The organism is Massilia sp. P1_C10 (assembly GCF_056406475.1).
Window position 1 is genome coordinate 116,347 of the sequence record NZ_JBFUAC010000006.1, and the last position, 26,674, is coordinate 143,020.

Sequence of the window (26,674 nt, forward strand, 5' to 3'; positions counted from 1 at the left end):
TCAAGCATGAACAAGAATGAACAGATCAGCGCACTGATCCTGGCGGGCGGGCGCGGCTCGCGCATGGGACACGTCGACAAGGGCCTGCAGCCGTTCCGCGGCACGACCATGGTGCAGCACGTGCTCGAGCGCCTGGCGCCGCAAGTGGGCAGCATCGCCATCAACGCCAACCAGAACCTCGATGCGTACGCCGCATTCGGCGCGCCGGTGTGGCCCGACGAAACCACTGGCTTCGCTGGTCCGCTGGCAGGACTCGAAGCCGGATTGCGGCATTGCGATGCACCCTACCTCGTCACCGCACCGTGCGACTCGCCCTTCGTGCCGCTTGATCTGGCCGCGCGTCTGTTCGACGCGCTGCAATCGCAGGGTGCCGACATCGCGCTGGCGGTCACGCAGGAAGCCGGCATGCGCAAGCAGCCGCATCCCGTTTTCTGCCTGGTCAAAACGTCGCTGCTGCCGGTGCTGTCCCGGTACCTGGCCGAAGGCGGCCGCAAGATGGACGGCTGGTACCCGGATCTGAACGTGGCCGAAGTGCTGTTCGAGGACGGCGACGCCTTCCGCAACATCAACACGCTCGACGAACTGCACAGCCTCGATACGTCGCGCGCCCCGCGCCTGAAAGACGTGGTCAGCTGCCTGTCCGACTACGATCCCGATGCGCTGCCGGTGCGCCACGCGCAGAAAATCATCGGCGACTTCGTCACGCCCGTCCGCTCGGTCGAAAAAGTCGCGCTGCGCTCCGCGCTGGACCGCGTGCTGGCGGCCGACATCGTCTCGCCGATCAACGTGCCGGCCCACGACAACTCGGCGATGGACGGCTACGCGCTGCGGGGCGCCGACCTGCAAGCCGATGGTCCCACCACGCTGAAGGTCATCGCCACCGTGTTCGCGGGACGCCCGAACGACGCGGTGCCAAGCGCCGGTGAGTGCGTGCGCATCATGACGGGCGGCGTAATGCCGGACGGCTGCGACAGCGTGATCCCGCAGGAGCATGTGGCCGCGATCTCGGACGCCGAAATCACCATCGACACCGGCGCCATCCGCACGGGCGACAACCGCCGCTTCGCCGGCGAAGACCTGAAGGCCGGCAGTCCCGCGCTCAGGAAAGGCAAGATCATCCGCCCGGCCGACCTCGGCCTGCTCGCCTCGCTCGGCATTGCCGAAGTGCCGGTGCAGCGGCGCCTGCGCGTGGCGTTCTTCTCGACCGGCGACGAACTGCGCTCGATCGGCGAACCGCTGGACGCCGGCTGCGTCTACGACAGCAACCGCTACACCTTGTACGGCATGCTGACGCGGCTCGGCTGCGACATCATCGACATGGGCATCGTGCGCGACGATCCGCAGGCGCTGGAAGACGCGCTGCGCAACGCCTGCGAAAACGCCGACGCCATCGTCACCTCGGGCGGCGTGTCGGTCGGCGCGGCCGACTACACGCGCGAGATCATGGCCAAGCTGGGCGACGTCACGTTCTGGAAGATCGGCATGCGTCCGGGGCGGCCGCTCGCCTTCGGCAAGATCAACTCGAACGGCAAGAGCGCCTTCCTGTTCGGCCTTCCCGGCAATCCGGTCGCCGTGATGGTGTCGTTCTACTTCTTCGCCCGCAACGCCCTGCTGGCGATGATGGGCGCCGACGCGCCGCTGCCGCTGCTGCGCGTGAAGTCGGCCGGCGCGATCCGCAAGAAGTCGGGCCGCACCGAATACCAGCGCGGCATCCTGTCGGTCGATGCGAACGGCCAGCAGCAGGTAGCGATCACCGGCTCGCAAGGTTCGGGCATCCTGCGCTCGATGTCGGAAGCGAACTGCATGGTGGTGCTGCACGACGAGATGGGCAACGTGGACCCCGGCGACATGGTCGACGTCATGCTGTTCGAAGGCCTCGTCTAGTCCTGCCGGGGTCTGGTCCCGCGGACCTGACCCCATCTTCAGAAGCACTCCGGATGCTCCCGCACCAGCTTCTGCTCGAACTGATTGATGGGATCGAACAGATTGAGTTGAGGCGCGATGCGCCGGCCCTGGTCCCAGCTGCGCCAGCCGCGCGGCATGTCGAAACCGACGATCAACGCATCGCCCATATCCTTGTACGCCCCCGCCAGCGCGGGATTCGCGCGCAGCACGCTGGCGAACAGCGGCAGCGCCGCCGTGCGTTCACCCAGCTGCATGCGGTCGTTCGCTTCAAACAACTGCAGTACATGCCGTTTGCTCATGGTTTGCGCCTGCATCGTCTTCATCACTTGCGCCGCGGAGGCGAGACTCGCCTTGTCGCGCGGCTGCATCGCGCCCGACACTATGCGTACTGCGGGATCGGACTGCAACACGGCCTGCCGATCCGGCGAGAATGGCTTCATCCGGGCGCCGGTCATCAACGTCCATTCCACCGCGCCGAGCATCGCATCGAGACCGCGCTTGTCGGCGAACGCGGCATCCTGCTGCGCTTCGAACTTGATGCGGTCGGCATCGCTCGGGGCGCGCGTTGCACGCGCCCGATCGAGCAGCTGATCGATTTCATCGGCGCCGCCGACACGTTCCTTGTATGGCGCCAGATCGTACGCGGGCGCCGCCGATGGCTTCAGCCCCGAGATCGTAAAGGTGCGCGTCTGGGAGCCTCCGACCTCGCGGTAATACATGACGAATTTGTCGGGCACGCGCCCGAGGCTGGCGAGCTTCGCCAGCACAAGCGGGTGACCGCCGAACTGATATCGCAGGTAGCGTGTGAAAGCGGCCGCGTCATCGGCGCCGACCGGTGCGCCGCCCGCGCCAAAGCGCAGCAGCGCCTTGCCATCGACCGAAAAGACCGTGTCGGCGCCGTCGGCCGCCTCGGTCAACGCTCGTCCCTGTTGTGACGAAATCGAAAGCGACTGCTCATCGAATACCGGATCGAACGCCGGCGCGTCGACCTTCGCCGCGGCCAGCATCTTGCGCATGTTGGCGCGGCTCTGCGCCTCCATCACGCGGAAACCAACGGTGTCGAACAGCGAATAGTCGACGTAGGTTCCGGCCTTCAGGTCGACATCGTAGCGGCGCCGGCCTGCGAAATCGAACACCGCCGCGCGGCCCGAGGTAGTGACGGAAATGCTGCGTGCGTCCAGCAGCACCTGGCTGGTCACTGTATCGTCCGGGGGCAGGTTCTGGCTTCCTGGGCCGGGCTGAAAATGCGTGGCGACGGCGACCTGGAAGGTGATCCCGGCCTGCGCCTGCAATGCGACGGCCAGCAGCCCAGTCGCCATTACGCCCACCCATATCGGCTTGTCCATTGCGTTCCTTGTTGAGTAAAAAGCAATGCAATTCTAGGCCAATGTGTGATGTTTACGGCTTTATTTTTGTAACAGCCATCGCCCGGTCAGTGAAGATGCGCGCATCCATGGTCGTCAACTGGCCGCTGACCTCCGGCCGGAAATCCATCTGCGCCATGATGTCGCGCTCGATGTCGATCCCCGGCGCTACCTCTGTTATTTCGATTCCCGATTCCGCCAGGCGAAACACGCAGCGCTCGGTGATGTACAGCGCCTCCTGCCCGCGCGCATAGGCGAACCTGCCGGCATAGGTGCGATGTTCGACCTGCTCGACGAACTTGCGCGTCGCCCCTTCCCTGACAATCTTCAGGCGCCCTTCGCTGACTGCGACTTCCAGCCCGCCGGCGGTGAAGGTCCCGACGAACACCACCTTGCGCGCGTTCTGGCTGATGTTGATGAAGCCTCCGGCGCCGGCCAGCTTCGCGCCGAATTTGCTGACGTTCAGGTTACCCTCGCGGTCCGCCTGCGCCAGCCCGAGCACCGCCACATCGAGGCCGCCGCCGTCGTAGAAGTCGAACTGGTAAGGCTGGTCGATGACCGCGTCGGCATTGGTCGCCGTGCCGAAATCGAGGCCGCCGGCCGGCATCCCGCCAATCACGCCCGCCTCCGCCGTCAGCGTAATCGATTCCAGCATGCCCTCCTCGGCAGCCACCTGCGCCACGCCTTCGGGCATGCCGATGCCGAGGTTGACGACGTCGCCTTCCGACAGCTCCATCAGCGCGCGCCGCGCGATGATCTTGCGTTCGCACAGCGGCATCGGCGCCAGCGACGACAGCGGCACGCGATGCTCGCTGGCGTAGGCCGCGCTGTACGCGGTGGTGAAGGTCTGCATGTGATATTCGGGCTGCTCGGCGACCACGACGCAGTCAACCAGGATGCCGGGTATCTTCACCTGGCGCGCGTTCAGCGTGCCGTTCCCGACCACCTGCTCGACCTGCACGATGACCATGCCGCCCGAATTGTGCGCCGCCATCGCGATCGCCAGCGCCTCCAGCGTCAGCGCTTCCTTCTCCATCGTCACATTGCCCGCGTGGTCGGCCGAGGTGCCGCGGATGATCGCCACATGGATCGGGCGCGTTTTGTAGAACAGGTATTCCTGTCCTTCGATTTCCATCAGCGAGACGACGTCCTCGCGCGCCAGCGCATTGATCTTGCCGCCGCCGAAGCGCGGATCGACGAACGTGCCCAGGCCCACCGACGACACCAGCCCCGGCTTGCCGGCGGCGGTATCGCGAAACAGCTGGCTGATGACGCCCTGCGGCAGGTTGTACGCCTCGATCTTGTTGTCGATGGCGAGCTTCTGGAGCGCCGGCGCCAGCGCCCAGTGGCCGCCGATGACGCGCCGGACCATGCCTTCGTGGCCGAAGTGATTCAGGCCGCGCAGCTTGCCGTCGCCTTGCCCGGCGGCGTAGACCAGCGTCAGGCCGCGCGGCGCGCCGGTGGACGTAAAGCGCTGCTCGAGCGCCACCGCGATGTTGTCGGCAAAGCCCACGCCGACGAAACCGCCGGTGGCGACGGTGTCGCCGTCGCGGATGCGCTGCACTGCCTCTGCTGCCGTGACGACCTTGTCGCGCATCGCGCCTCCAAAGGGTTACAAAATCTCCGGATCCAGGTCGGAATCGGCTTCAGTCCCCAGCATCAGCTCCGCCGTCTCGCTAGGCAGCGCCTCCACCGACTTCAGCTTGCGCGCCATCTGCCGGCTGCGCACCTCGGCGCTCTCGATGCTCTTGGCTGCCTTCTCCAGCGTCAGCCGCGTATTACTGAGCACCGTGCCGAACTTGCCGAACTCCGTTTTTACCGCGCCCAGCACCTGCCACACCTCGGACGAGCGCTTCTCCAGCGCCAGCGTGCGGAAACCCATCTGCAGGCTGTTCAGGATGGCCGACAAGGTCGACGGCCCCGCGATCGACACGCGCAAGGTGCGCTGCAGATCGTCCGCCAGTCCGGGACGCCGCATCACTTCCGCATACAGCCCCTCGGTCGGCAGGAACAGGATCGCGAAGTCGGTCGTTAGCGGCGGCGACAGGTACTTCTCGCAGATCGTCTTCGCCTCGCCGCGCACCGCGCGTTCCAGCTCGCGTCCCGCCGTGAGCACGCCGTCGGCATCGGCCCGCTCGGCCGCTTCCACCAGGCGCTCGTACTGCTCCTTCGGGAATTTGGCGTCGATCGGCAGCCACACCGGCGCGCCGTCGTCGGCCGCTCCAGGCAACTTGATCGCAAATTCCACCCGCGCTCCGCTGCCCGGAATCGTCTCGACGTTCTTCGCGTACTGGTCCACCGTCAGCACCTGCTCGAGCAGCATCTCCAGCTGCACCTCGCCCCAGGTCCCGCGCGTCTTCACGTTGGTCAGCACCCGTTTCAGGTCGCCCACGCCGATCGCCAGTTGCTGCATCTCGCCCAGTCCCTGGTGGACCTTTTCCAGCCGTTCCGACACCTGCCTGAACGACTCGGTCAGGCGCGTCTCGAGCGTCGCGTGCAGCTTCTCGTCGACGGTCTTGCGCATCTCTTCCAGGCGCGCGCCGTTATCGGTCTGCAGCTCGCGGATCTTGGTCTCCAGCGTCGCGCGCACCTCCAGCATGCGCTGCCCGAAGCTGTCGCTGAAGCGCTTCAGAGTGGCCGCCTGCTCTTCGCGGCCGCTGACGGCTTGCAGGTGAATCTGCTGGCGCATCGAATCGAGCTGCTGCGCCAGCTCCTGGCGCGTCGCCTGCGCCGTGCCTTGCAGCGCGCGCTCGAGCCGCTCGAACTGGCCGTCCTGGTTGCCGCGTCCGCGCAACAGCAGCACGATCTGCAGCACCACGACGACGGCCGCAAGCGCGGCGAGAATCATGAATTCGTTATTCGTCATCGTCAGTCGGCCTTGTTGCGCATCCAGTCGGCCGTCTGGTAGAACGACTCCATCAGGCGCAACCGCAGCGCTTCATCGATGCCGATGTCTTCCATTGCCCATGCCATCGCGCGCAGCCACTGATCGCGCTCGCTGCTGCCGATCGCAAACGGCAGGTGGCGTGCGCGCAGGCGCGGGTGGCCGTGGCGCTCGACGAACAGGTCGGGCCCGCCCATCCAGCCGGACAAAAACATGAACAGCTTCTCGCGCGAGCCCTCGGTGGTGGGCGGGTGCATCGCGCGGATGCCGGCAAATTCCGGCTCCAGTTCCATCAGGTCGTAGAAACGGTCGACCAGTTCGCGCACGCGCTGCTCGCCGCCGAAGACCTCGTACAAAGTGTTGGATTGTGTCATTGCGCCATCATAACGCACGGCGGCGCGCGGAGCATCTGTGAAATCCGCACCATTGTTGGGATTGATGTAGATCAAACGGCAGAGGCCGCTTGTGCGAGATCATGCTATTGATCTCGATCAACCCTCATTTCCGAAGCAGACCCGATGCGCCTCCCGATCATCCAGCACCCCAGCGTCACCGTGCTGGTCGACGACAGCGAAGCATTCCTGGCGCGGCTGCGGCACGAACTGGGCGAAGCGAGCGCCACCGAAACGTTCAGCGAGCCGCGCGTGGCGCTGGAATGGCTGCGCCAGCAGGTCTGCGTCGGCCGCCACATGGCCCCTGCGGTGGTGGTGGTCGACCAGCGTATTGCGGGCATGACCGGCGTCGAGTTTTGCACCGCGCTGGCCGGACAGCCGTGCAAGAAGATCCTGTTGACCGGCCCGGGTGACGAGCGGGCGACCATCGACGCGTTCAACCGCAAGCTGATCGACCATGCCATCTGCAAGAGCGACGGCGACGCGCTGGACCAACTGGCACGCGCGATCGCGGCGCTGCGCCATCAGTTCTTCCTGGAGCTTTCCGATGCGGTGGTTTCGCCCGCGGCGCTGGACGAATACAGCTTCCTGGGCGACGACGCGGTGGCGCGTCTGGTGCGCGAACTGAGCGCGCGGCACGGTGTGGTCGAACATTACCTGCACGCCGCGCCGTCCGGTTTGATGCTGATCGACGCCGCCGGAGCCGCGCGGCTGATGGTGATCGAGACCGCCGGCGGCATGCGGGCGCACCACGAAGTCGCACGCGACAGCGGCGCGCCGCCCTCGCTGCTGGACGCCATCGACGCGCGCTGCATCGTGCCGTGGTTCCGCAATGGCGACGGCATGTACGACGCATCCGTCGGCGAGCGCTGGTACCGGTACTGCGAGCCGGCCAGCGTCTGCGAAGGCGCCCAATCCTATTATTGGGCGCTGTTCGAGGCCTAGCCCTCGCGCAGGGTTTGCAGCGGCGGCTGTTTCAGCACGTTGCGCAGCCCGAGCCAGCCGCCCGCAATCGCGCACGCCACGCCCACCGCGAGGCCCGCCAGCCACACCACGGGACTGAAGCTCCACTCGAACTTGAACTGGTAGGTCGCCAGCGCCCAGCCCAGCGCCGCGGCGCCGGACGCTGCCAGCATTCCTGCAAGGCCGCCCACCAGCGAGAATTCGATCCACTGCGCCTGCGACAGCTGCTTGCGGGTGGCGCCCAGCGCGCGCAGCAGGCCCGCCTCGCGGGTGCGCTCGTCCTGCGATCCCATCAGCGCCGCGTACAGCACCAGAACGCCCGAGGCCAGCGTGAACAGGAACAGGAACTCCACCGCCGTGACTACCTGGTCCAGCACTTCCTGCAGCTGGCCGATGATGCCGCTGACGTCGATCACGGTCAGGTTGGGGAATTCGCGCGTCAGCGCATTGGTCAGCGCGCTGTCGGCCGGAGGCAGCCGGAACGCGGTCATGTACGTCTGCGGCATCGCCGCCATCGCGCGCGGATTGATGATGACGAAGAAGTTCGCCCGCATCGAGCCCCATTCGAGCTTGCGCAGGCTGGTCACGCGCGCCTCGACAATCTGTCCCGCCACGTCGAAGCGCATCACGTCGCCCAGTTTCAGCTTGAGCGACTTGGCGATACCCTGCTCCACCGACGCCTCGGCCTGGCCCGGCGCATCGGCGTACCACTTGCCGGCCACCAGCTGGTTGGACGGCTGCATGTCCTTCATGGTCGACAGGTTCAGTTCGCGGTCGACCTGGCGCCGCGCGTTGTCGTCCGGGTAGTTAGCCGCGTTGATCGCATTGCCGTTGATGGCCGTGAGGCGGCCGCGGATCATCGGATACAGCACCACGTCCCTGACACGCGCGGCGCCCAGGCGCTGCTCCACCGGATCCTTCTGGTCCGGCATGATGTTGATGACGAAGCGGTTCGGCGCGTCGGCCGGCGTGGCGCTGCGCCATGCCGTCATCAGGTCGCCGCGCACCACAGTGAGCAGCAGCAGCGCCATCAGGCCGAGCGCCAGCGACACCACCTGGATGATGGTCGCGCCAGGGCGCCGCTGCAGCGCCGTCACCGCGAAGCGCCACGACTGATGATCGATCGCGCCGCGCAGCCGGCGCAGCGACAGCAGCCCAAGCCAGCCGGCCAGCGCGAACAGCGCGAAGCCGCCGAGGAACCCCGCCGCGGTCAGCATTGCCAACTGCACGTCGCCGGCCTGCCACAGCAGCAGCGCGACGAACGCGCACACGCCCAGGCCGTAAGTCGCCAGCGCCATCGCGCGCGGCGGCGCTTGCTCGCGCCGGATCACGCGGTTGTGCGGCACGTTGCGCAACTGGAGCACCGGCGGCAGCGCGAAGCCCACCAGCAGCAGCATGCCGGTCGCGATGCCCTGCAGCGCCGGCAGCGCCGACACCGGCGGCAAATCGGTGCTGATGAATTTTCCGATCAGCTCGAGCAGCACGTAATGGGCGCCGAAGCCCACCAGCACGCCAAGCAAGCTGCCGGCCACGCCGACCAGCACGAATTCGGTCAGGTACAGCGCGGTGACCTGGTTCTGCGACAGCCCCAGGCAGCGCAGCATCGCGCAGGCGTCGAGATGGCGCAGCATGAAGCGCCGCGCCGCCATGGCGACGGCGACCGCCGCCAGCATCGCCGACAGCAGGCCGACCAGCGACAGGAAGCGGTCGGCCCGGTCCAGCGTGGCGCGCATTTCGGGCCGGCCGTTTTCCAGCGACTCGATGCGCACGCCCTTGATGTTCTCCGCGGCGATGCGCGCCTTGAGCCACTGCTCGTACTGCTTCACGCGCGCCAGGTCGTTGTTCGACGGCGCCGCCACCTGCATGCGGTAGGTCACGCGCGAGCCGTTGTCGACCAGCCCGGTCGCGGCCAGGTCGGCCGTCGACAGCATCACGCGCGGCGCGAAATTGGCGAACGACGGGCCGCGATCCGGCTCGGCCGAAATCAGCTGGGCGATGGTGAAGGTCTTGTCGCCCAGCTTGAGCGGCGCGCCGATGGTGGTCTTCAGGCCGCTCAACACGTTCGGGTCCACCCACACCGTGCCGGGCGCCGGCGTGGCCGCGGTCTTCACCCCACGCGCGGCATTGGCTTCATCGACGCTGGTGGTGATGCGCACCTGGCCGCGCAGCGGATAGCCCTGGCTGACCGCCTTCACCGACGCCAGCTGCGCCTGCGACTGTTCGCCCTCGCCCGACTGCGCCATGCTGGGGAAGGTCACCGTGTCGGCCAGCACCAGGCCGCGCCGCAGCGCCTCGGCGCGCCACTCGGCGCGCACCGGCTGGTCGGCGTTGACCAGCAGGTCGGCGCCCAGCAGCTGGTGCGCGTCGCGATTCAGGCTGCTGCGCATGCGGTCGATAAAGAAGCCGACCGCCGACAGCGAGGCGACTGCGATGATCAGGGCGACCAGCAGGAAGCGCAGCTCTCCCGCGCGCCAGTCGCGCGCGGTCATACGGAACGATTGAAGCAGCATGCGGATCTAGACCTTGGCAAAGAAGGCGTCCAGCTCCTCGACGAAGGCGCGCTTGGCCTCCGGTTCGAGGAAGGACGCGTTGAAGCTGTTGCGCGCCAGACGGTGCGCGTGCGACAGCCCGAGCGGCAGCGCGTCGAACGCGGCCAGGAAGTTATCGTTCATGTAGCCGCCGAAGTAGGCCGGGTCGTCCGAGTTGACGGTGGCGGCCAGCCCCGCGTCGAGCAGCTCGAGCAGGTTGTGCTGGCCCATGTGATCGAACACGCGCAGCTTGATGTTCGACAGCGGGCACACGGTCAGCGCGATCTGCTCGCGCGCCAGGCGCTCGGTCAGCACCGGGCTTTCGAGGCAGCGCACGCCGTGGTCGATGCGCTCGACGTTGAGCAGGTCGAGCGCGGTCTCGATGTATTCCGGCGGCCCCTCCTCGCCGGCGTGGGCGACCAGGTGCAGTCCGAGCTGGCGGCAGCGCTCGAACACGCGGCAGAATTTTTCCGGCGGATGGCCGACCTCGGACGAATCGAGCCCGACGCCGATGATCTTGTCGCGGAACGGCAGCGCTTCTTCAAGCGTGGCGATGGCGTCGGCTTCGGGCAGGTGGCGCAGGAAGCACATGATCAGGCTCGCGCTGATCGGCCCGTCCTGGCAGGCGCGCCAGATGCCGTTGATGACGGTCTCGAACGGCACGCCGCGCGCGGTGTGGGTCTGAGGATCGAAGAAGATCTCGGCGTGGCGCACATTGTCGGCCGCTGCGCGCTGCAGGTACGCCATCGTCATGTCGTAGAAGTCCCGCTCTTTCAGCAGCACGCTGGCGCCGGCGTAATAAATGTCGAGAAAAGACTGCAAATTGTCGAACGCATACGCTTTGCGCAGGCTGTCGACCGATTCGTAGGCCAGCGCGACCCCATTTCTTTGAGCCAACTCAAAGATCAGTTCGGGTTCGAGTGACCCTTCGATGTGTATGTGCAATTCTGCCTTGGGCATCTGCTGCAAAACATCCTGCAACTGTTTTTGGGGCATTTTTTTCTCCAGGGTGTGCGGCCGGCGCGGCGTGATGCAAACAGTGTAGCGCAAGGCGCCCGATGGGTTCCGCGACCGATTAATTCGCAAAGGAAAAAGTGTGACATCCGCCCCATGCCGGTGCACCGCTGGGTTATCGATCCGGGCGCGCCCGCGGAACCGAAAGTCGGTGCAGAAATCGCGCGCAAAATGGGGCGCGAAAAGCGTGATCGAATCGATAAAATTGGGCGCGGACGAGTCGACAGTGCGACAGAAATCACCTGTATAGAACGCTTCTTTTTCGTTACAAAACAAGCACTTGAAATAGTTACGCACGATCACGCTTCATTGCTTTGACTTCTCCTTTCATTAGGCACATAATAAATTTCATAGGCGTAAGAAGACGTTGTCAGCACGCGCAATCGGCCGGGAATAACCGGCGAAAAAAACATCCATCGATAGCCGTTTTTGTTTCAGAAGTTTGGACCAGGAAACGTTCTTGTCGACATAAAAGGGGAGACGCCAGCGACCAGGCCTGGGCGGCTAGATGCCTGCCAGCATAGTGACCAGTGTAAGCACATTAAAGGACATTCAAATGACCATTTTTGACAACTACGCGGCTCGCTACGAGCGTACCCGGGAAGAGGAATTTTCTCTCACTGAATATCTGGCGCTGTGCAAGAAGGATCCGCTGACCTACGCCACGGCGCCCGAACGCATGCTCGCCGCGATCGGCGAGCCGACCCTGGTCGACACGCGCAACGACACCCGGCTCTCGCGCATCTTCGCCAACAAGGTCATCAAGCTGTATCCCGCCTTCAAGGACTTCTACGGCACCGAGGAGGTCATCGAGCAGGTGGTGTCCTACTTCCGCCACGCCGCCCAGGGCCTCGAGGAGCGCAAGCAGATCCTCTACCTGCTCGGCCCGGTCGGCGGCGGCAAGTCGTCGATCGCCGAAAAGCTCAAGTCGCTGATGGAACAGGTGCCCTTCTACTGCCTGAAGGGCTCGCCCGTCAACGAGTCCCCGCTGGGCCTGTTCAACGAGGACGAGGACGGCACCATTCTGGAAGAGGACTACGGCATCCCGCGGCGCTATCTGCGCACGATTCCGTCGCCGTGGGCGGTCAAGCGCCTGCACGAGTTCAACGGCGACATCAACAAGTTCCGCGTGGTCAAGCGCTACCCGTCGATGCTCAAGCAGATCGCGATTTCCAAGACCGAGCCGGGCGACGAGAACAACCAGGACATCTCCTCGCTGGTCGGCAAGGTCGACATCCGCAAGCTCGAGGACTATGCCCAGGACGATCCGGACGCCTACAGCTACTCGGGCGGCCTGTGCCTGGGCAACCAGGGCCTGATGGAATTCGTCGAGATGTTCAAGGCGCCGATCAAGGTGCTCCATCCGCTGCTGACCGCGACCCAGGAAGGCAACTACAAGGGCACCGAGGGCTTCGGCGCCATCCCTTTCGACGGCATCGTGCTGGCGCACTCGAACGAGTCGGAGTGGAAGACCTTCCGCAACAACCGCAACAACGAGGCCTTCCTCGACCGTATTTACATCGTCAAGGTGCCGTACTGCCTGCGCGTGTCCGACGAGATCAAGATCTACGACAAGCTGATCCGCAACTCCTCGCTCGAGCACGCCCCGTGCGCGCCGGGAACGATGAAGATGATGGCGCAGTTCGCGATTCTGTCGCGCCTGAAGGATCCGGAGAATTCGTCGATCTTCTCGAAGATGCTGGTGTACGACGGCGAGAACCTGAAGGACACCGATCCGAAAGCCAAGTCGATGCACGAGTATGTCGACTATGCCGGCGTCGACGAAGGCATGAACGGGCTGTCAACCCGCTTCGCGTTCAAGATCCTGTCGAAGGTCTTCAACTTCGACAACACCGAAGTGGCGGCCAATCCGGTGCACCTGTTGTATGTGCTCGAGCAGCAGATCGAGCGCGAGCAGTTCGCGCCCGAAACCGAGCAGCGCTACCTCTCCTATATCAAGGAGCACCTGGCGCAGCGCTACGTCGACTTCATCGGCAAGGAAATCCAGACCGCCTACCTGGAAAGCTATTCGGAATACGGCCAGAACATCTTCGACCGCTACGTGACGTTTGCCGACTTCTGGATCCAGGACCAGGAGTTCCGCGATCCGGACACGGGCGAATCGTTCGACCGCGATGCGCTCAACAGCGAGCTGGAAAAAATCGAGAAGCCGGCCGGCATCTCGAATCCGAAGGATTTCCGCAACGAAATCGTCAACTTCGGCCTGCGCGCCCGCGCCACCAACGGCGGCAAGAATCCGGCCTGGACCAGCTACGAAAAATTCCGCACCGTGATCGAGAAGAAGATGTTCTCGAACACCGAGGAATTGCTGCCGGTGATTTCGTTCAACGCCAAGGCCTCGGCCGAGGACGCCAACAAGCACGCCGATTTTGTCGCGCGCATGGTGGAAAAAGGCTATACGGCCAAGCAGGTCCGCCTGCTGTGCGAGTGGTATCTGCGCGTGCGGAAGTCGTCTTGACCAGAAAGGGTTAAGATAGAAGTGGGCTTGGCGGTTTTGCCGCCGGCCCGCCGCGGATTTTGAGCAGGAGGCACGTTTTGACTTACCTCATCGACCGACGCTTGCAAGGCAAGAACAAGTCTGCGATCAACCGAGAGCGCTTCCTCCGGCGATACAAAAGCCAGATCAAGGATGCTGTCGGGCGCGCGATCAAGGGTCGCTCGATCACCGACATCGAAAATGGCGAGAAGGTGTCCATTCCCGTCAAGGACGTCAACGAACCGAATTTCGGCCACGCCCATGGCGGCGTGTGGGAAACGGTTAACCCCGGCAACAAGGAATATCAAAAGGGCGACCAGTTCAACCGCCCGCGCAGCGGCGGCGGTTCCGGCCGCGGCAAGGCCGGCAACAGCGACCAGACCACCGAGGACGACTTCATCTTCGAACTGTCGCGCGAAGAATTCATGAACTACTTCTTCGAGGACCTCGAGCTGCCGAACATGGTCAAGACGCAGCTGACGCAAACCACCGAATTCAAGAACCAGCGCGCCGGCTACAACATCTCCGGCACGCCGTCCAACATCCACGTGCTGCGTTCCCTGCGCGGCGCCCTGGGGCGGCGCATCGCCGTCGGCGGCAGTTCGCGCAAGCGCCTCACCGAAGCCGAGCACGACCTGGCGCGGCTGCTGGAGGAAGGCGCCCCGCTCGACGATCCGCGCGTCGTCGAACTCAAGAAGCTGGTGCACCACCTGCACACCAGGCTGCTGGCGATCCCCTTCATCGATCCGTTCGATCTGCGCTACAGCAACCGCATCAAGGTGCCCAAGCCGACCACCCAGGCCGTCATGTTCTGCATCATGGACGTGTCGGGCTCGATGGACGAAAGCCGCAAGGACACCGCCAAGCGCTTCTTCATCCTGCTGTATCTGTTCCTCAAGCGCGCCTACGACAAGATCGAGGTGGTGTTCATCCGCCATCACACCGCCGCCGCCGAGGTCGACGAGAACGAATTTTTCCATTCGCGCGAATCGGGCGGCACCGTGGTGTCGTCGGCGCTGCACCTGCTGCAGAAGATCATCAGCGAGCGCTACGGCAGCGGCGAATGGAACAGCTACGTGGCCCAGGCCTCCGACGGCGACAACTGGGACAACGACTCGGTGCTGTGCAAGCAGCTCCTGATCAACACCATCATGCCGGCGGTGCAGTACTACACCTACGTGGAAATCACCGACGGCCCGCAACAGAACCTGTGGGAACAGTACGCCGAAGTGGGCGACCACCATCCGAATTTCGCGATGCAGAAGATCGTCACGCCGGCCGACATCTATCCGGTGTTCCGGGAACTGTTCAAGAAGCAGCCGAAGTGAGATTGCCATGCCCAGAGACCCGAAAAACCCGCGCGCCCTGCCCGAGCAGTCGGAGTGGACCTTCGACCTGATCGAACAGGCGCACGAGGAAATCCGCCGTGTCGCCCGCAACTTCGGGCTCGACACCTACCCCAACCAGCTCGAGATCATCACCGCCGAGCAGATGATGGATGCCTACACCTCGGTCGGCATGCCGGTGTCGTACAACCACTGGTCGTTCGGCAAGCACTTCCTGTCGACCGAAAAAAGCTACAAGCGCGGCCAGATGGGCCTGGCCTACGAGATCGTCATCAACTCGAATCCCTGCATCGCCTATTTAATGGAGGAGAACAGCCTGACCATGCAGGCGCTGGTGATCGCGCACGCCGCCTACGGCCACAACTCCTTCTTCAAGGGGAACTACCTGTTCCGCACCTGGACCGATGCCGACGCCATCGTCGACTACATGGTGTTCGCCAAGAATTACATCGCCGAGTGCGAGCAGCGCCACGGCATCGACGCGGTCGAGCAGATCCTCGATTCCTGCCACGCGCTGCAGAACTACGGGGTCGACCGCTACAAGCGCCCGGCCAAGCTGTCGCTGGCGCAGGAGAACGCGCGCCAGAAGGAGCGCGAGGAATACGCCCAGTCGCAGGTCAACGCCCTGTGGCGCACGGTGCCGCGGCGCGACGAGGAACTGGCCGATGCGCCGCCGCTGCGCTTCCCGCCCGAGCCCGAAGAGAACCTGCTGTACTTCATCGAGAAGTACGCGCCGCTGCTCGAACCTTGGCAGCGCGAAATGGTGCGCATCACGCGCAAGATCTCGCAATACTTCTACCCGCAGCGCCAGACCCAGGTGATGAACGAAGGCTGGGCCACGTTCTGGCACTACACCATCCTGCACGAACTATATAAAGAGGGCATCGTCGGCGACGGCTTCATGATGGAGTTCCTGCAAAGCCATACCAACGTGGTGTTCCAGCCCTCGGCCACCAGCCCCTACTACAACGGCATCAACCCGTACGCGCTCGGCTTTGCGATGATGAGCGACATCCGCCGCATCTGCGAAGACCCGACCGACGAGGACCGCGAATGGTTCCCCTCGTTCGCCGGCAGCGACTGGCGCAAGACGCTCGACTTTGCGATGCGCAATTTCAAGGACGAAAGCTTCATCGCCCAGTACCTGTCGCCCAAGCTGATCCGCGACTTCCACTTCTTCGCCGTGCTCGACGACGACCGCAAGGACAAGCTGCAGATCTCGGCCATCCACGACGAACGCGGCTACCGCTACGTGCGCCAGCAGCTGGCCGAGCAGTACAACCTGGGCAACCGCGAGCCCAACATCCAGGTCTGGCAGGTAAATACGCGCGACGACCGCGCGCTCACTTTGCGCCACACCCAGTTCCAGCGCCGGCCGCTGAACCAGCAGGCGCAGGAAGTGCTGCGCCACGTGGCGCGGCTGTGGGGTTTCGACGTCCACCTCGACACCGTCGACCCGCAGGGCAATGTCGTCAGCAGCCTGGAATGCCGCCGCGAAAAGCGCAACCGCAATTAAGCGCCCCTCGCGGCGCGCCTCTGCTAACATATACAAAGACATGCGCATCCCATCACTTTTTGCTATATGATGGCAGGACGCGCTTCTGGCGCTGCGCAGTTTCAAGCGAACGCCCCTGTTCTGCGAACCTGTATATAGTTAGCATAATCACCATGCCCCACCGAATGGAATTTGCCTATTGGTAAATTGCCATGGCACTTGTTTAGGGAAGCGTGGCGCCGCCCGGCGTTGGCCCGTTTGCCGCGCCCGGGCCTTACCATTTCATTAAGCATTGATCGCTATTCATTCTGACGCTCCGAACGCGAAATATGGTCGTGAATGCATCATTTTCACAGTGAAATGACCGACGTTCGGGGTATGAAAAATGTATGTGCAAAAAAGAATTCGTAGGTATAATTCGCCGATGTCCCGAATGCGGCCCTGGCTTTTGTCGTGTTTTGTGGGTTTAAGTAGCTACAAAAAGAGTTGGTATTGGAGAAAGCAGGCATGAATTTTTCGCATGATAAACCGGCCGGGAAGAACTACACCGGCATCACCATTGTCATCCTCTTGCACGCACTAGTCGCCTATGGGGTCATTACCGGTCTCGGCAAGCGCATGGTCACCAAGATGGCTGAAGCAGTGGAGACCAAGATTATCGAGGAGAAGGCACCTCCTCCACCGAAGGAAATTCCGCCTCCGCCGCCGCCGCCTGAGATGAAAGCGCCGCCGCCACCGTTCATTCCGCCCGTCGAGGTGAACGTGCAGCAGCCGCCGCCGCAGCAAAGCGCGATTGCGGTATCGTCGACGGCCAAGCCGGCAACGAACGAGCTGGCCCGTCCGCAAGCACCGGCCGCACCGGCAGCGCCTGTTGGCAACGCCAATCCGGTCAAAGTGGCAGCGGTCGCCGATTTCAACACCTGCGCAAAACCAGAGTGGCCGAAAGCCTCCCTGCGCAATGAGGAAACCGGTACCGTCACCCTGCAATTCCTGATCGCCGAAGATGGCCGCGTCGCCGATTCGAAGATCTTGAAATCCAGTGGCTTCCGTGAGTTGGACAAGGCGGCGGTCACCGGCATCAGCAAATGCCGCTTCAAGCCGGGCACCACCGACGGCAAGCCGGAAAAAGCGTGGATGCAAATGCAGTACGTCTGGACGCTGGAATAACCCGGGACCCAAGGTCCCAACCTGTGACTTTTCGTTGTCATTACGTTCAGCGAACTGATTATTTTATATATTTGGAGGAAGCATGTTTAAGAATACCCGTTTGTCCGCTGTCCTGGCGGCTGTCCTGTTCTCGGTAACCGCGGCCGCCGCCCTGGTTTCCGCACCTGCATTCGCTGACGCCCCTGCATCCGCGTCCGCCGCAGCCGCCGCTCCAGCAGCGAGCGCACCAGCGGCCGACGCTGCCGCTGCGCCAGCAGCCGACGCAGCAGCAGCGCCTGCCGCCGCCGCGCCAGCCGGCACCAAGGAAGAAGTCGAAAACCCGTTTGGCTTCGCCGCTGTCTGGGCCGGTGGTTTCGTGCCACGCGCTACCCTGGTGATCCTGTCGCTGATGTCGATGGGTTCGTGGTACATCATCATCACCAAGCTGCTCGACCAGATGAAGATCTTCAAGCAGTCGAAAGAGACTTCGGCCAAGTTCTGGAAAGCTTCGTCGATCGCTGCCGGTTCGGCATCGCTGAAAGAAGGCTCGCCGTTCCGCTTCATCGCTGAAACCGGCACCAAGGCTACCCAGCACCACGACGGCGCCCTGCTCGAGCAGATCGACCTGTCGACCTGGGTGACGATGTCGATCCAGCGCGCTGTTGAAAAAGTCCAGTCGCGTCTGCAAGACGGCCTGTCGTTCCTGGCAACCGTCGGTTCGACCGCACCGTTCATCGGTCTGTTCGGTACCGTGTGGGGTATCTACGGCGCGCTGACCAACATCGGTATGACCGGTAACGCATCGATCGACAAGGTTGCGGGTCCAGTCGGTGAAGCGCTGATCATGACCGCTTTCGGTCTGTTCGTCGCAGTTCCAGCGGTTCTGGGTTACAACTGGCTGGTGCGCCGCAACAAGTCGGCCATGGAAGACGTCCGTTCGTTCTCGGCTGACGTTCACTCGGTCCTGATCTCCGGCGCAATGTCGACCAGCGAAGCTGGCCGTCTGGGTGCTGCTGGTGCCGGCGCCAAGAAGATTGGATAAATCATGTCGATGAGCGTCGGCTCCGATAGCGGAGAAGAAGATGCAGTCATGTCAGAGATCAACACGACGCCGCTTGTCGACATCATGTTGGTTCTGCTGATCATCTTCCTGATTACCAGCCCGGTCGTGTTGAAGTTGCAGAAGATTAACCTGCCAACCGAAATCAACCAGGCTGCCAAGACCAAGCCGGAAGACGTCAATATCGTGGTCAACAAAGACGGCGATATGTACTGGAACCAGAAGAAGCTTGCGAACACGGACGAACTGTTCGAGTTCCTGAAAAAAGAGTCGGTGAAGCTGCCGCAGCCAGAAGTGCATGTACGTGGCGATCAAGAAACCAAGTACGAGTACATCGGCAAGGTGATTTACACGGCACAGCGTGCTGGGGTTCAGAAGGTCGGTTTCATTACCGAACCGCCTGACAAGGGCTAATCCCCTCCCCGCCGCCGGCCCAGCAGCACGGGCCGGCGCGGGGATCCCGACATTTGAAAAGGAAACACCATGAGTATGAACGTCGGTTCAGGCTCCGGCAGCAAAAACGCTGATCCGGAACCAATGATGGAAATGAACATGACACCCTTGATCGACGTGATGTTGGTCTTGATTATCATGTTGATTATCACGATTCCGAAGCAAAACCATTCGGTCAATCTGAACATGCCGGTTGGCAATCCACCGCCACCGACCACCGAGCCGGTCGTCGTCACCATCGACGTCGACTTCGACGGTACCATTTTGTGGGACAACGTCCAGGTGCCGGACCGTGCAGCGCTGGAAGCCAAGCTGGCCAATGTGGCAGCCCAGGCCGATCAGCCGGAAGTGCACCTGCGTCCGAACAAGCTGGTGTCGTACAAGTATGTTGCTGGCGTGATGGCGTCGGCCCAGCGTCTTGGCGTGACCAAGATCGGCATGGTCGGCAACGAGCAGTTCCAGTAATCGCAATTCGTAAGACGAACACGGCAGGCATCCCCTGCCGTTTCTCATTTTGAAGAAAGAATTCCAATAATGTCAAAATTCCGTCTCGCACACCTCGGCTTCGTCATGGCCGCTCTCGGCTTCACGGCAGCAACCCCGGTTCTCGGCCTGTCCACCGCGTTCGCGGCTGAGACGATGCGTCCGGAAATCGGCAACCCGCTGCAGCAGGCGCAAGCGCTGATGAAGCAGGGCAAGAACAAGGAAGCGCTGGCCAAGGTCAACGAAGCGGATCGCGCCAGCAACAAGACCGCGAACGAAAGCTACACCATCGAGCGCGTGCGCGCCGCCGCCGCATCGGCCGCGGGCGACAACGACACTGCGGCGAAGGCGTTCGAGGCGCTGATCAACTCCGGCAAGTTGTCCGCCGGCGAGCGCGAGAAATTCACCGAAGGCCTGGTCGGCATCCACATGCGCGCGCGCGATTTCGGCAAGGCCAACGCCGTCATCAACCGCCTGCTGAAAGACCACAACGATCCGAAACTGCGCGCCTACCTGGTGCAGAACTACTACAGCCAGGGCAACTACTCGGCGGCGGAATCGGAACTGAAGCAGATGGGCACGCTGAACGAAGACCAGCTCGGCCTGATGGCCAACATCCAGCTCAAGAAGGGCGACAAGGAAGGCTACGTCAACACCATCGAAAAGCTGGCGGCGTCCTATCCGAAAGTGTCGTACTGGACCGACCTGCTGAACCGTGTGGTCACCAAGCCAGGCTACTCGAACCGCCTGACGGTCGACGTCTACCGCCTGAAGCTGGCCAACGGCCTGCTGAAGAAGCCGAGCGAGTTCGTCGAAATGGCCCAGCTGGTTCTGCAGGCCAGGGCGCCGGCTGAAGCGATCAAAGTCATCGACAAGGGCTACAAGGCCGGCGTGCTGGGTGTCGGCGCCGAAGCGCCGCGCCACCAGCGCCTGAAGGACCTGGCCGAGAAGACCCTGGCCGACAACACCAAGACCCAGGCGACCGAAGAGGCAGCCCTGGTCAAGGCCAAGGACAACGACGGCCTGCTGGCCATGGGCTACGGCATGGTGCAAGCCGGCCAGGCCGACAAGGGCCTGGCGATGATGAACGACGCGATCAAGGCCGGCGGCCTGCGCAATCCGGAAGACGCCAAGCTGCACCTGGGCGAAGCCTATGCGGCGGCGGGCAAGAAGGACAAGGCGATTTCGACCCTGAAATCGGTCGGCGGCAAGGACGGCACGGCCGACCTGGCGCGCTACTGGATCATGGCCATCAATCACCCGATGAACTGATCGGCCCGAGCCTCCTCTCGAAAAGCGCTGCCTGCTCCCGCGGGCGGCGCTTTTTTCTTATGGCGCCGCCGCCCGGCATGGTCCGGGTGTGAAAGCGGCAACTTGACCGTATAATCCTGTATTTCGCACACAGTTTTACCCACCGCACAGCTATGAAGGTATTCCGGGGACTTCCCAACGACAGGGCGCGCGCGCCCTGCGCGCTCACGATCGGCAACTTTGACGGTGTCCACCGCGGCCACCAGGCATTGCTGGCGCGCGTGCGCGCGGCCGCTTCGCAGCTGGGCCTGGAAGCGGCGGTGATGACGTTCGAGCCGCATCCGCGCGAATTCTTCGCCGCGCGCGCCGGCGACCTGGCACGCGCCCCGCAGCGCATCGCCAACTTGCGCGACAAGCTCGAATCGCTCGCCAGCGCCGGCATCGACCGCGTCATCGTCGAGCACTTCAACGCCCACTTCGCGTCGATGGCGCCGGAAGAATTCACCAGCCGCGTGCTGGTCGAGGGCCTGCACGTCAAATGGCTGATGGTGGGCGACGACTTCTGCTACGGCGCCAAGCGCGCCGGCACGGTCGCCATGCTCAAGCAGGCGGGCGAGCGCCACGGCTTCCACGTCGAGACGCTGCCCACCGTGATGCACGGCGCCGAGCGAATCTCCTCGTCGGCCGTGCGCACCGCGCTGGCCGCCGGCGACTTCGAACAGGCGCGCCACCTGCTGGGACACAGCTACGCGATTTCCGGCCACGTGATCCACGGCCAGAAACTGGGCCGCACCCTCGGCTTCCCGACCCTGAACCTGCGCGTCGCCCACCGCCCCGCCCTGTCCGGGATCTTCGTCGTGCGCGTGCACGGCCTGGCCGATCATGCGCTGCCGGCGGTGGCCAGCATCGGCGTGCGCCCGACCGTCGACGACTCCGGCCGCGTGCTGCTCGAAGTGCACCTGTTCGACTTCGCCCAGTCCTGCTACGGCAAGCTGGTGCGGGTCGAGTTCCTCGAAAAGATCCGCGACGAGGAAAAGTACGACGACCTGGCGACCCTGACCGCCGCCATCGACAACGATGCGCGCCACGCCCGCGGCTATTTTTCCAGCCGCGCCGGCGCCCTCACCGCCACCGACCGAATTTGACGCGGACCGCGCCACCGGCCTGCCCGGCCATCGCCCCGCAGAACATCACCTTTTGAAGAAGAATATGTCCGATACCAGCAAACCAGCAAACCCGAAGGCAGGCAAGAAGCCGGAGTCCAAATACCCGGTCAACATGACCGACACCCCGTTCCCGATGCGCGGCGACCTCGCCAAGCGCGAGCCGGGCTGGGTCAAGCAGTGGCAGGACAAGAAGATCTACGAACGCGTGCGCAAGGCCGCTGCCGGCCGTCCGAAATTCATCCTGCACGACGGCCCGCCGTACGCCAACGGCGACATCCACCTGGGCCACGCGGTCAACAAGATCCTCAAGGACATGGTCGTCAAGTCGCGCACCCTGGCCGGCTTCGACGCGCCTTACGTGCCGGGCTGGGATTGCCACGGCATGCCGATCGAGATCCAGATCGAAAAACAGTTCGGCAAGAACCTGCCGACCGCCGAGGTGCTGACCAAGGCGCGCGCCTATGCGCTCGAGCAGGTCGACCGCCAGCGCGCCGGCTTCATCCGCCTGGGCGTGCTGGGCGAGTGGGACAACCCTTACCTGACGATGGCCTACGGGAACGAGGCCGACGAACTGCGCGCGCTCGGCACCCTGCTGGAAAAGGGCTACGTCTACCGCGGCCTGAAGCCGGTCAACTGGTGCTTCGATTGCGGCTCCGCGTTGGCGGAAGCGGAAGTCGAATACCAGGACAAGCGCGACCCGGCGATCGACGTCGGCTTCCCGTTCGCCCAGCCTGAAAAGCTCGCGGCCGCATTCGGCCTGCCGGCGCTGCCGGCCGGCGACGGCTTCATCGTGATCTGGACCACCACCCCGTGGACCATCCCGTCGAACCAGGCGCTCAACGTCAATCCGGAAATCACCTATGCGCTGGTCGAGACTGCGCGCGACGGCAAACCGCTGCTTCTGATCCTGGCCGCCGACCTGGTCGAGGCCTGCCTGCAGCGCTACAAGCTGGAAGGCAAAGTGGTCGCCACCTGCCTCGGCGCCGCGTTGGAGGGCATCGGCTTCCACCATCCGCTGTACCAGGCCGACGCGTTCTATGACCGCATTTCGCCGATGTACCTGGCCGATTACGTCACCACCGAAAGCGGCACCGGCGTGGTGCACTCGGCGCCGGCCTACGGCCTGGACGACTTCATCTCCTGCAAGGCGCACGGCATGAAGGACGACGAGATCCTGACCCCGGTGATGGGCGACGGCCGCTTCGCATCGACCCTGCCGCTGTTCGGCGGCCTGACCATCTGGGAAGCGTCCAAGCCGATCTGCGCCGCGCTGACCGCCGCCGGCGCCCTGTTCGAGCTGAAGATGTTCGACCACAGCTACATGCACTGCTGGCGCCACAAGACCCCGATCGTCTACCGCGCCACATCGCAGTGGTTCGCCGGCATGGACACCCTGCCTGCGGACGGCGGCCCGACCCTGCGCGAGACCGCGCTCAAAGGCATCGAAGAGACCAAGTTCTTTCCGGACTGGGGCCAGGCGCGCCTGCACGGCATGATCGCCAACCGTCCGGACTGGACCCTGTCGCGCCAGCGCCAGTGGGGCGTGCCGATGGCCTTCTTCCTGCACAAGGAAACCGGCCAGCTGCACCCGAACACGCCGGAACTGGTCGAGAAGGTCGCGAAGCTGTTCGAGCAGCACGGCATCGACGCCTGGCAGACGCTGGAGCCGAAGGACCTGCTCGGCGACGACGCCGACATGTACGTCAAGAACAAGGACACGCTGGACGTCTGGTTCGACTCCGGCGCGACCCACCAGACCGTGCTGCGCGGCTCGCACAAGGAGCAATCGGCGTTCCCGGCCGACCTGTACCTCGAAGGCTCGGACCAGCACCGCGGCTGGTTCCACTCGTCGCTGCTGACCTCCTCGATGCTGAACGGCCGCCCGCCCTACAAGGCGCTGCTGACGCACGGCTTCACCGTCGACGCCGAAGGCAAGAAGATGTCCAAGTCGCTCGGTAACACGCTGGCGCCGCAGAAGATCTCCGATACGCTCGGCGCCGACATCCTGCGCCTGTGGGTCGCCTCCACCGACTACACCGGCGAGCTGTCGATCTCGGACGAGATCCTCAAGCGCGTGACCGAATCGTACCGCCGCATCCGCAACACCCTGCGCTTCCTGCTGGCGAACACTTCCGACTTCGATCCGAAGGCGAACGCCGTGCCGGTCGCCGAACTGCTCGAGATCGACCAGTACGCCATCGCCGGCATGGCCGCGCTGCAGGCCGACATCCTGGCGCACTATGAGCGCTACGAATTTCATCCGGTGATCGCACGTCTGCAGAACTACTGCTCGGAAGACCTGGGCGGCTTCTACCTCGACATCCTGAAAGACCGCCTGTACACCACCGCGGTCGATTCGCACGCGCGCCGCTCGGCCCAGACCGCGCTGTGGCACATCGCGCAAAGCCTGCTGCGCGTGATGGCGCCGACCCTGTCGTTCACCGCCGAGGAAGCGTGGGCGGTGTTCGCCGGCGCCGAGGCGTATGCCGCCAGCGACGAAACCATCTTCACCCAGACCTACTGGACCCTGCCGGAAGTGCCGGGCGCCGCCGCCCTGCTCGACAAGTACACAGCGCTGCGCGCGGTGCGCGCCGACGTCACCAAGGAGCTCGAAGAGCTGCGCGGTTCCGGCGCCATCGGCTCGTCGCTGCAGGCCGAACTGACGGTCAAGGCCGCGCCGGAGAAGTACAAGCTGCTCGCCAGCCTGGACGACGACCTGCGCTTCGTCTTCATCACCTCGCAGGCCAAGGTGGAGCAGGTCGCCGACGAAGCCGCCGAGGCGATCGAAGTGGCCGCGTCGACCGCCCCGAAGTGCGAGCGCTGCTGGCACTACCGCGCCGACGTCGGCACCCACGCCGAGCACGCGGGACTGTGCAGCCGCTGCGTGAGCAACCTGTTCGGCGCCGGCGAAAAACGCGTCTTCGCCTGATATCAACCTGACCTGACCATCCATGGCAACCAAAAAAACAACGACGTTCTCCACCTCCTCGAAAAACCGCGGCAGCATGGCGCCATGGCTGGGCATCGCGGCCATCGTCATCCTGTGCGACCAGCTGTCGAAGATCTCCATCACCAAGCTGTTCACCCTGGGCGAAGAAAAGGTCATCACCTCGTTCTTCAACCTGGTGCTGGCATATAACCGCGGCGCCGCCTTCAGCTTCCTGTCCAACCAGGGCGGCTGGCAGCGCTACTTCTTCACCGCGATCGGCGTGGCCGCGGTCGGGTTCATCGTCTACCTGCTGCGCAAGCACGCGGGCCAGCGCATGTTCTGCTGGGCGCTGGCGCTCATCATGGGCGGCGCCATCGGCAACGTCATCGACCGCCTGCTGTACGGCCACGTGATCGACTTCCTCGACTTCCACCTGGCCGGCGTGGGCCACTTCCCGGCCTTTAACATCGCCGACAGCGCCATCACCCTCGGCGCCATCCTGTTCATCTACGACGAACTGCGCCGCGTGAACAAGAACTGATTACCAGGAGCTCCAGCATGACGATGGATTTGAAGGGCAAGAAAATCGTCCTCGGCCTGTCCGGCGGGGTCGCATGCTACAAGGCGGCCGACCTGTGCCGCTCGCTGGTCAAGGAAGGCGCCTCTGTGCAGGTCGTGATGACCGAGGCGGCGACGCACTTCATCGGCACGGTCACCATGCAGGCGCTGTCGGGCAATCCGGTCCACACCGACCAGTGGGATCCGCGCATCGCCAACAACATGGCGCACATCGACCTGACCCGAGGCGCCGATGCGATCCTGGTCGCGCCCTGCTCCGCCGACTTCATCCGCAAGCTGGCGCACGGCGCCTGCGACGACCTGCTCTCGACGCTGTGCGTGGCCCGTCCGCGCCATGTGCCGCTGCACATCGCCCCGGCCATGAACGTCGAAATGTGGGACAACCCGGCCACCAAACGCAACGTGGCGCAACTGCGCGCCGACGGCCTGTGCGTGTTCGGCCCGGCCGCCGGCGACCAGGCCTGCGGCGAGACCGGCTTCGGGCGCATGCTCGAGCCGGACGAACTGCTGGAAGAACTGGTGGCCTCGTTCCAGCCCAAGGTTTTGGCGGGCAAGCGCGTCCTGATCACCGCCGGCCCGACCTTTGAAGCGATCGACCCGGTGCGCGGCATCACCAACCTTTCGTCGGGCAAGATGGGCTATGCGGTGGCGCGCGCGGCGCGCGAAGCCGGCGCCGACGTGGTCCTGGTGTCAGGCCCGACCACACTGCCGACCCCGCACGGCGTGCGCCGCGAGAACGTCCAGAGCGCCCAGCAGATGCATGACGCGGTGATGGCGGCGATCGGCGGCCAGCACGTCTTCATCGGCGTCGCCGCAGTGGCCGACTGGCGCGTCACCAACGCCAGCGAGCAAAAGATGAAAAAGCAGGATGGCGGCACGCCGCCGCAGCTCGAATTCGCCCAGAACGCCGACATCCTCGCCTCGGTCGCCGCCACCACCTCGGTGTCCGGCTGGCCCTACTGTGTCGGCTTTGCCGCCGAATCGGAGAACCTGGTCGAATTCGGCGCCATCAAGCGCGAGAAAAAGGGCATTCCTCTGTTGGTGGGCAATATCGGCCCACAAACTTTCGGGCAGGATGAGAACACCGTGATTTTATTCGACGAGGACGGCCACACCGTGCTGCCGCGCGCCGACAAGCTCACGCTGGCGCGCCAGCTGATCTCCGAAATCGCCAAGCGCATCGAGCAGCGTTCGCTGCTCACCTGATTCACAAGGACCA

20 protein-coding genes and 1 pseudogene are annotated in these 26,674 nt (G+C 64.0%); 15 read left to right on the forward strand and 6 right to left on the reverse strand.

From position 1 onward, the window contains the following. Positions 1 to 6 precede the first annotated feature (6 nt). Entirely contained in the window at positions 7 to 1,884 is a 1,878-nt protein-coding gene (moeA, locus tag AC1D02_RS14785; RefSeq protein ID WP_477318121.1) for a molybdopterin molybdotransferase MoeA, read from the forward strand. Positions 1,885 to 1,922: 38 nt separating this feature from the next. Here the strand turns inward: moeA and AC1D02_RS14790 are convergent, their stop codons facing one another. From AC1D02_RS14790 to AC1D02_RS14805, 4 genes and pseudogenes are all read right to left on the reverse strand, one after another. After that, positions 1,923 to 3,251 (reverse strand): hypothetical protein, encoded by a 1,329-nt coding sequence (locus AC1D02_RS14790; RefSeq protein ID WP_477318123.1) that lies wholly within the window; start codon positions 3,249 to 3,251, stop codon positions 1,923 to 1,925. A 76-nt stretch (positions 3,252 to 3,327) separates the two neighbouring features. Continuing rightward, a pseudogene (locus AC1D02_RS14795) lies at positions 3,328 to 4,866 on the reverse strand (acyl CoA:acetate/3-ketoacid CoA transferase); the annotation flags it as partial. Positions 4,867 to 4,881: 15 nt separating this feature from the next. Next, on the reverse strand, positions 4,882 to 6,135 hold the full coding sequence (locus AC1D02_RS14800) for a DNA recombination protein RmuC (RefSeq protein WP_477318125.1): 1,254 nt from the start codon (positions 6,133 to 6,135) through the stop codon (positions 4,882 to 4,884). Between the two features lie 2 nt (positions 6,136 to 6,137). Beyond that, a complete protein-coding gene (locus AC1D02_RS14805) occupies positions 6,138 to 6,527 on the reverse strand; it encodes a group II truncated hemoglobin (protein WP_477318127.1) in 390 nt (129 codons plus the stop codon). A 144-nt stretch (positions 6,528 to 6,671) separates the two neighbouring features. Between AC1D02_RS14805 and AC1D02_RS14810 the strand changes: the two genes are divergently transcribed. Continuing rightward, positions 6,672 to 7,490, forward strand: a complete 819-nt coding sequence (locus AC1D02_RS14810) for a response regulator (RefSeq protein ID WP_477318129.1) — start codon at positions 6,672 to 6,674, stop codon at positions 7,488 to 7,490. On the opposite strand, the gene AC1D02_RS14815 is transcribed toward AC1D02_RS14810, so the two are convergent. Next, entirely contained in the window at positions 7,487 to 10,018 is a 2,532-nt protein-coding gene (locus AC1D02_RS14815) for an ABC transporter permease (RefSeq protein ID WP_477318131.1), read from the reverse strand. The two genes, AC1D02_RS14810 and AC1D02_RS14815, sit on opposite strands and share 4 nt — an antisense overlap. Positions 10,019 to 10,024: 6 nt before the next feature. After that, positions 10,025 to 11,032: an adenosine deaminase gene (locus AC1D02_RS14820; protein ID WP_477318133.1), complete on the reverse strand. Its 1,008-nt coding sequence runs from the start codon at positions 11,030 to 11,032 to the stop codon at positions 10,025 to 10,027. Between AC1D02_RS14820 and AC1D02_RS14825 the strand changes: the two genes are divergently transcribed. The 13 genes from AC1D02_RS14825 (at position 10,976) to coaBC (ending at position 26,661) form a co-directional block, all read left to right on the forward strand. Beyond that, positions 10,976 to 11,368 carry a hypothetical protein gene (locus AC1D02_RS14825; RefSeq protein ID WP_477318431.1) on the forward strand — a complete coding sequence of 131 codons (393 nt, stop codon included), beginning with the start codon at positions 10,976 to 10,978 and terminating at the stop codon, positions 11,366 to 11,368. The two genes, AC1D02_RS14820 and AC1D02_RS14825, sit on opposite strands and share 57 nt — an antisense overlap. Before the next feature lie 238 nt (positions 11,369 to 11,606). Beyond that, a complete protein-coding gene (locus AC1D02_RS14830) occupies positions 11,607 to 13,529 on the forward strand; it encodes a PrkA family serine protein kinase (RefSeq protein ID WP_477318135.1) in 1,923 nt (640 codons plus the stop codon). A 77-nt stretch (positions 13,530 to 13,606) separates the two neighbouring features. Then, positions 13,607 to 14,875 carry a YeaH/YhbH family protein gene (locus tag AC1D02_RS14835; RefSeq protein ID WP_477318137.1) on the forward strand — a complete coding sequence of 423 codons (1,269 nt, stop codon included), beginning with the start codon at positions 13,607 to 13,609 and terminating at the stop codon, positions 14,873 to 14,875. Positions 14,876 to 14,882: 7 nt separating this feature from the next. Continuing rightward, positions 14,883 to 16,409, forward strand: coding sequence for a SpoVR family protein (locus AC1D02_RS14840; protein WP_477318139.1), 1,527 nt, complete (start codon positions 14,883 to 14,885; stop codon positions 16,407 to 16,409). A gap of 486 nt (positions 16,410 to 16,895) precedes the next feature. Then, the gene (locus AC1D02_RS14845; RefSeq protein ID WP_477318141.1) at positions 16,896 to 17,555 is read left to right on the forward strand and encodes an energy transducer TonB; all 660 of its coding nucleotides are present in this window, start codon (positions 16,896 to 16,898) and stop codon (positions 17,553 to 17,555) included. A gap of 82 nt (positions 17,556 to 17,637) precedes the next feature. Further along, positions 17,638 to 18,576 (forward strand): MotA/TolQ/ExbB proton channel family protein, encoded by a 939-nt coding sequence (locus AC1D02_RS14850; protein ID WP_477318143.1) that lies wholly within the window; start codon positions 17,638 to 17,640, stop codon positions 18,574 to 18,576. Between the two features lie 3 nt (positions 18,577 to 18,579). Continuing rightward, entirely contained in the window at positions 18,580 to 19,008 is a 429-nt protein-coding gene (locus AC1D02_RS14855; RefSeq protein ID WP_477318145.1) for an ExbD/TolR family protein, read from the forward strand. A gap of 69 nt (positions 19,009 to 19,077) precedes the next feature. Further along, positions 19,078 to 19,512 carry an ExbD/TolR family protein gene (locus AC1D02_RS14860; protein WP_305505602.1) on the forward strand — a complete coding sequence of 145 codons (435 nt, stop codon included), beginning with the start codon at positions 19,078 to 19,080 and terminating at the stop codon, positions 19,510 to 19,512. Between the two features lie 69 nt (positions 19,513 to 19,581). Beyond that, a complete protein-coding gene (locus tag AC1D02_RS14865; protein WP_477318148.1) occupies positions 19,582 to 20,802 on the forward strand; it encodes a tetratricopeptide repeat protein in 1,221 nt (406 codons plus the stop codon). 152 nt (positions 20,803 to 20,954) lie between these two features. Beyond that, positions 20,955 to 21,926 (forward strand): bifunctional riboflavin kinase/FAD synthetase, encoded by a 972-nt coding sequence (locus tag AC1D02_RS14870; RefSeq protein ID WP_477318150.1) that lies wholly within the window; start codon positions 20,955 to 20,957, stop codon positions 21,924 to 21,926. Between the two features lie 64 nt (positions 21,927 to 21,990). Continuing rightward, entirely contained in the window at positions 21,991 to 24,876 is a 2,886-nt protein-coding gene (ileS, locus tag AC1D02_RS14875; RefSeq protein ID WP_477318152.1) for an isoleucine--tRNA ligase, read from the forward strand. Between the two features lie 22 nt (positions 24,877 to 24,898). Further along, a complete protein-coding gene (gene lspA / locus AC1D02_RS14880; protein ID WP_477318153.1) occupies positions 24,899 to 25,417 on the forward strand; it encodes a signal peptidase II in 519 nt (172 codons plus the stop codon). A gap of 23 nt (positions 25,418 to 25,440) precedes the next feature. After that, entirely contained in the window at positions 25,441 to 26,661 is a 1,221-nt protein-coding gene (gene coaBC / locus AC1D02_RS14885) for a bifunctional phosphopantothenoylcysteine decarboxylase/phosphopantothenate--cysteine ligase CoaBC (protein WP_477318418.1), read from the forward strand. The last annotated feature ends 13 nt before the right edge of the window (positions 26,662 to 26,674 follow it).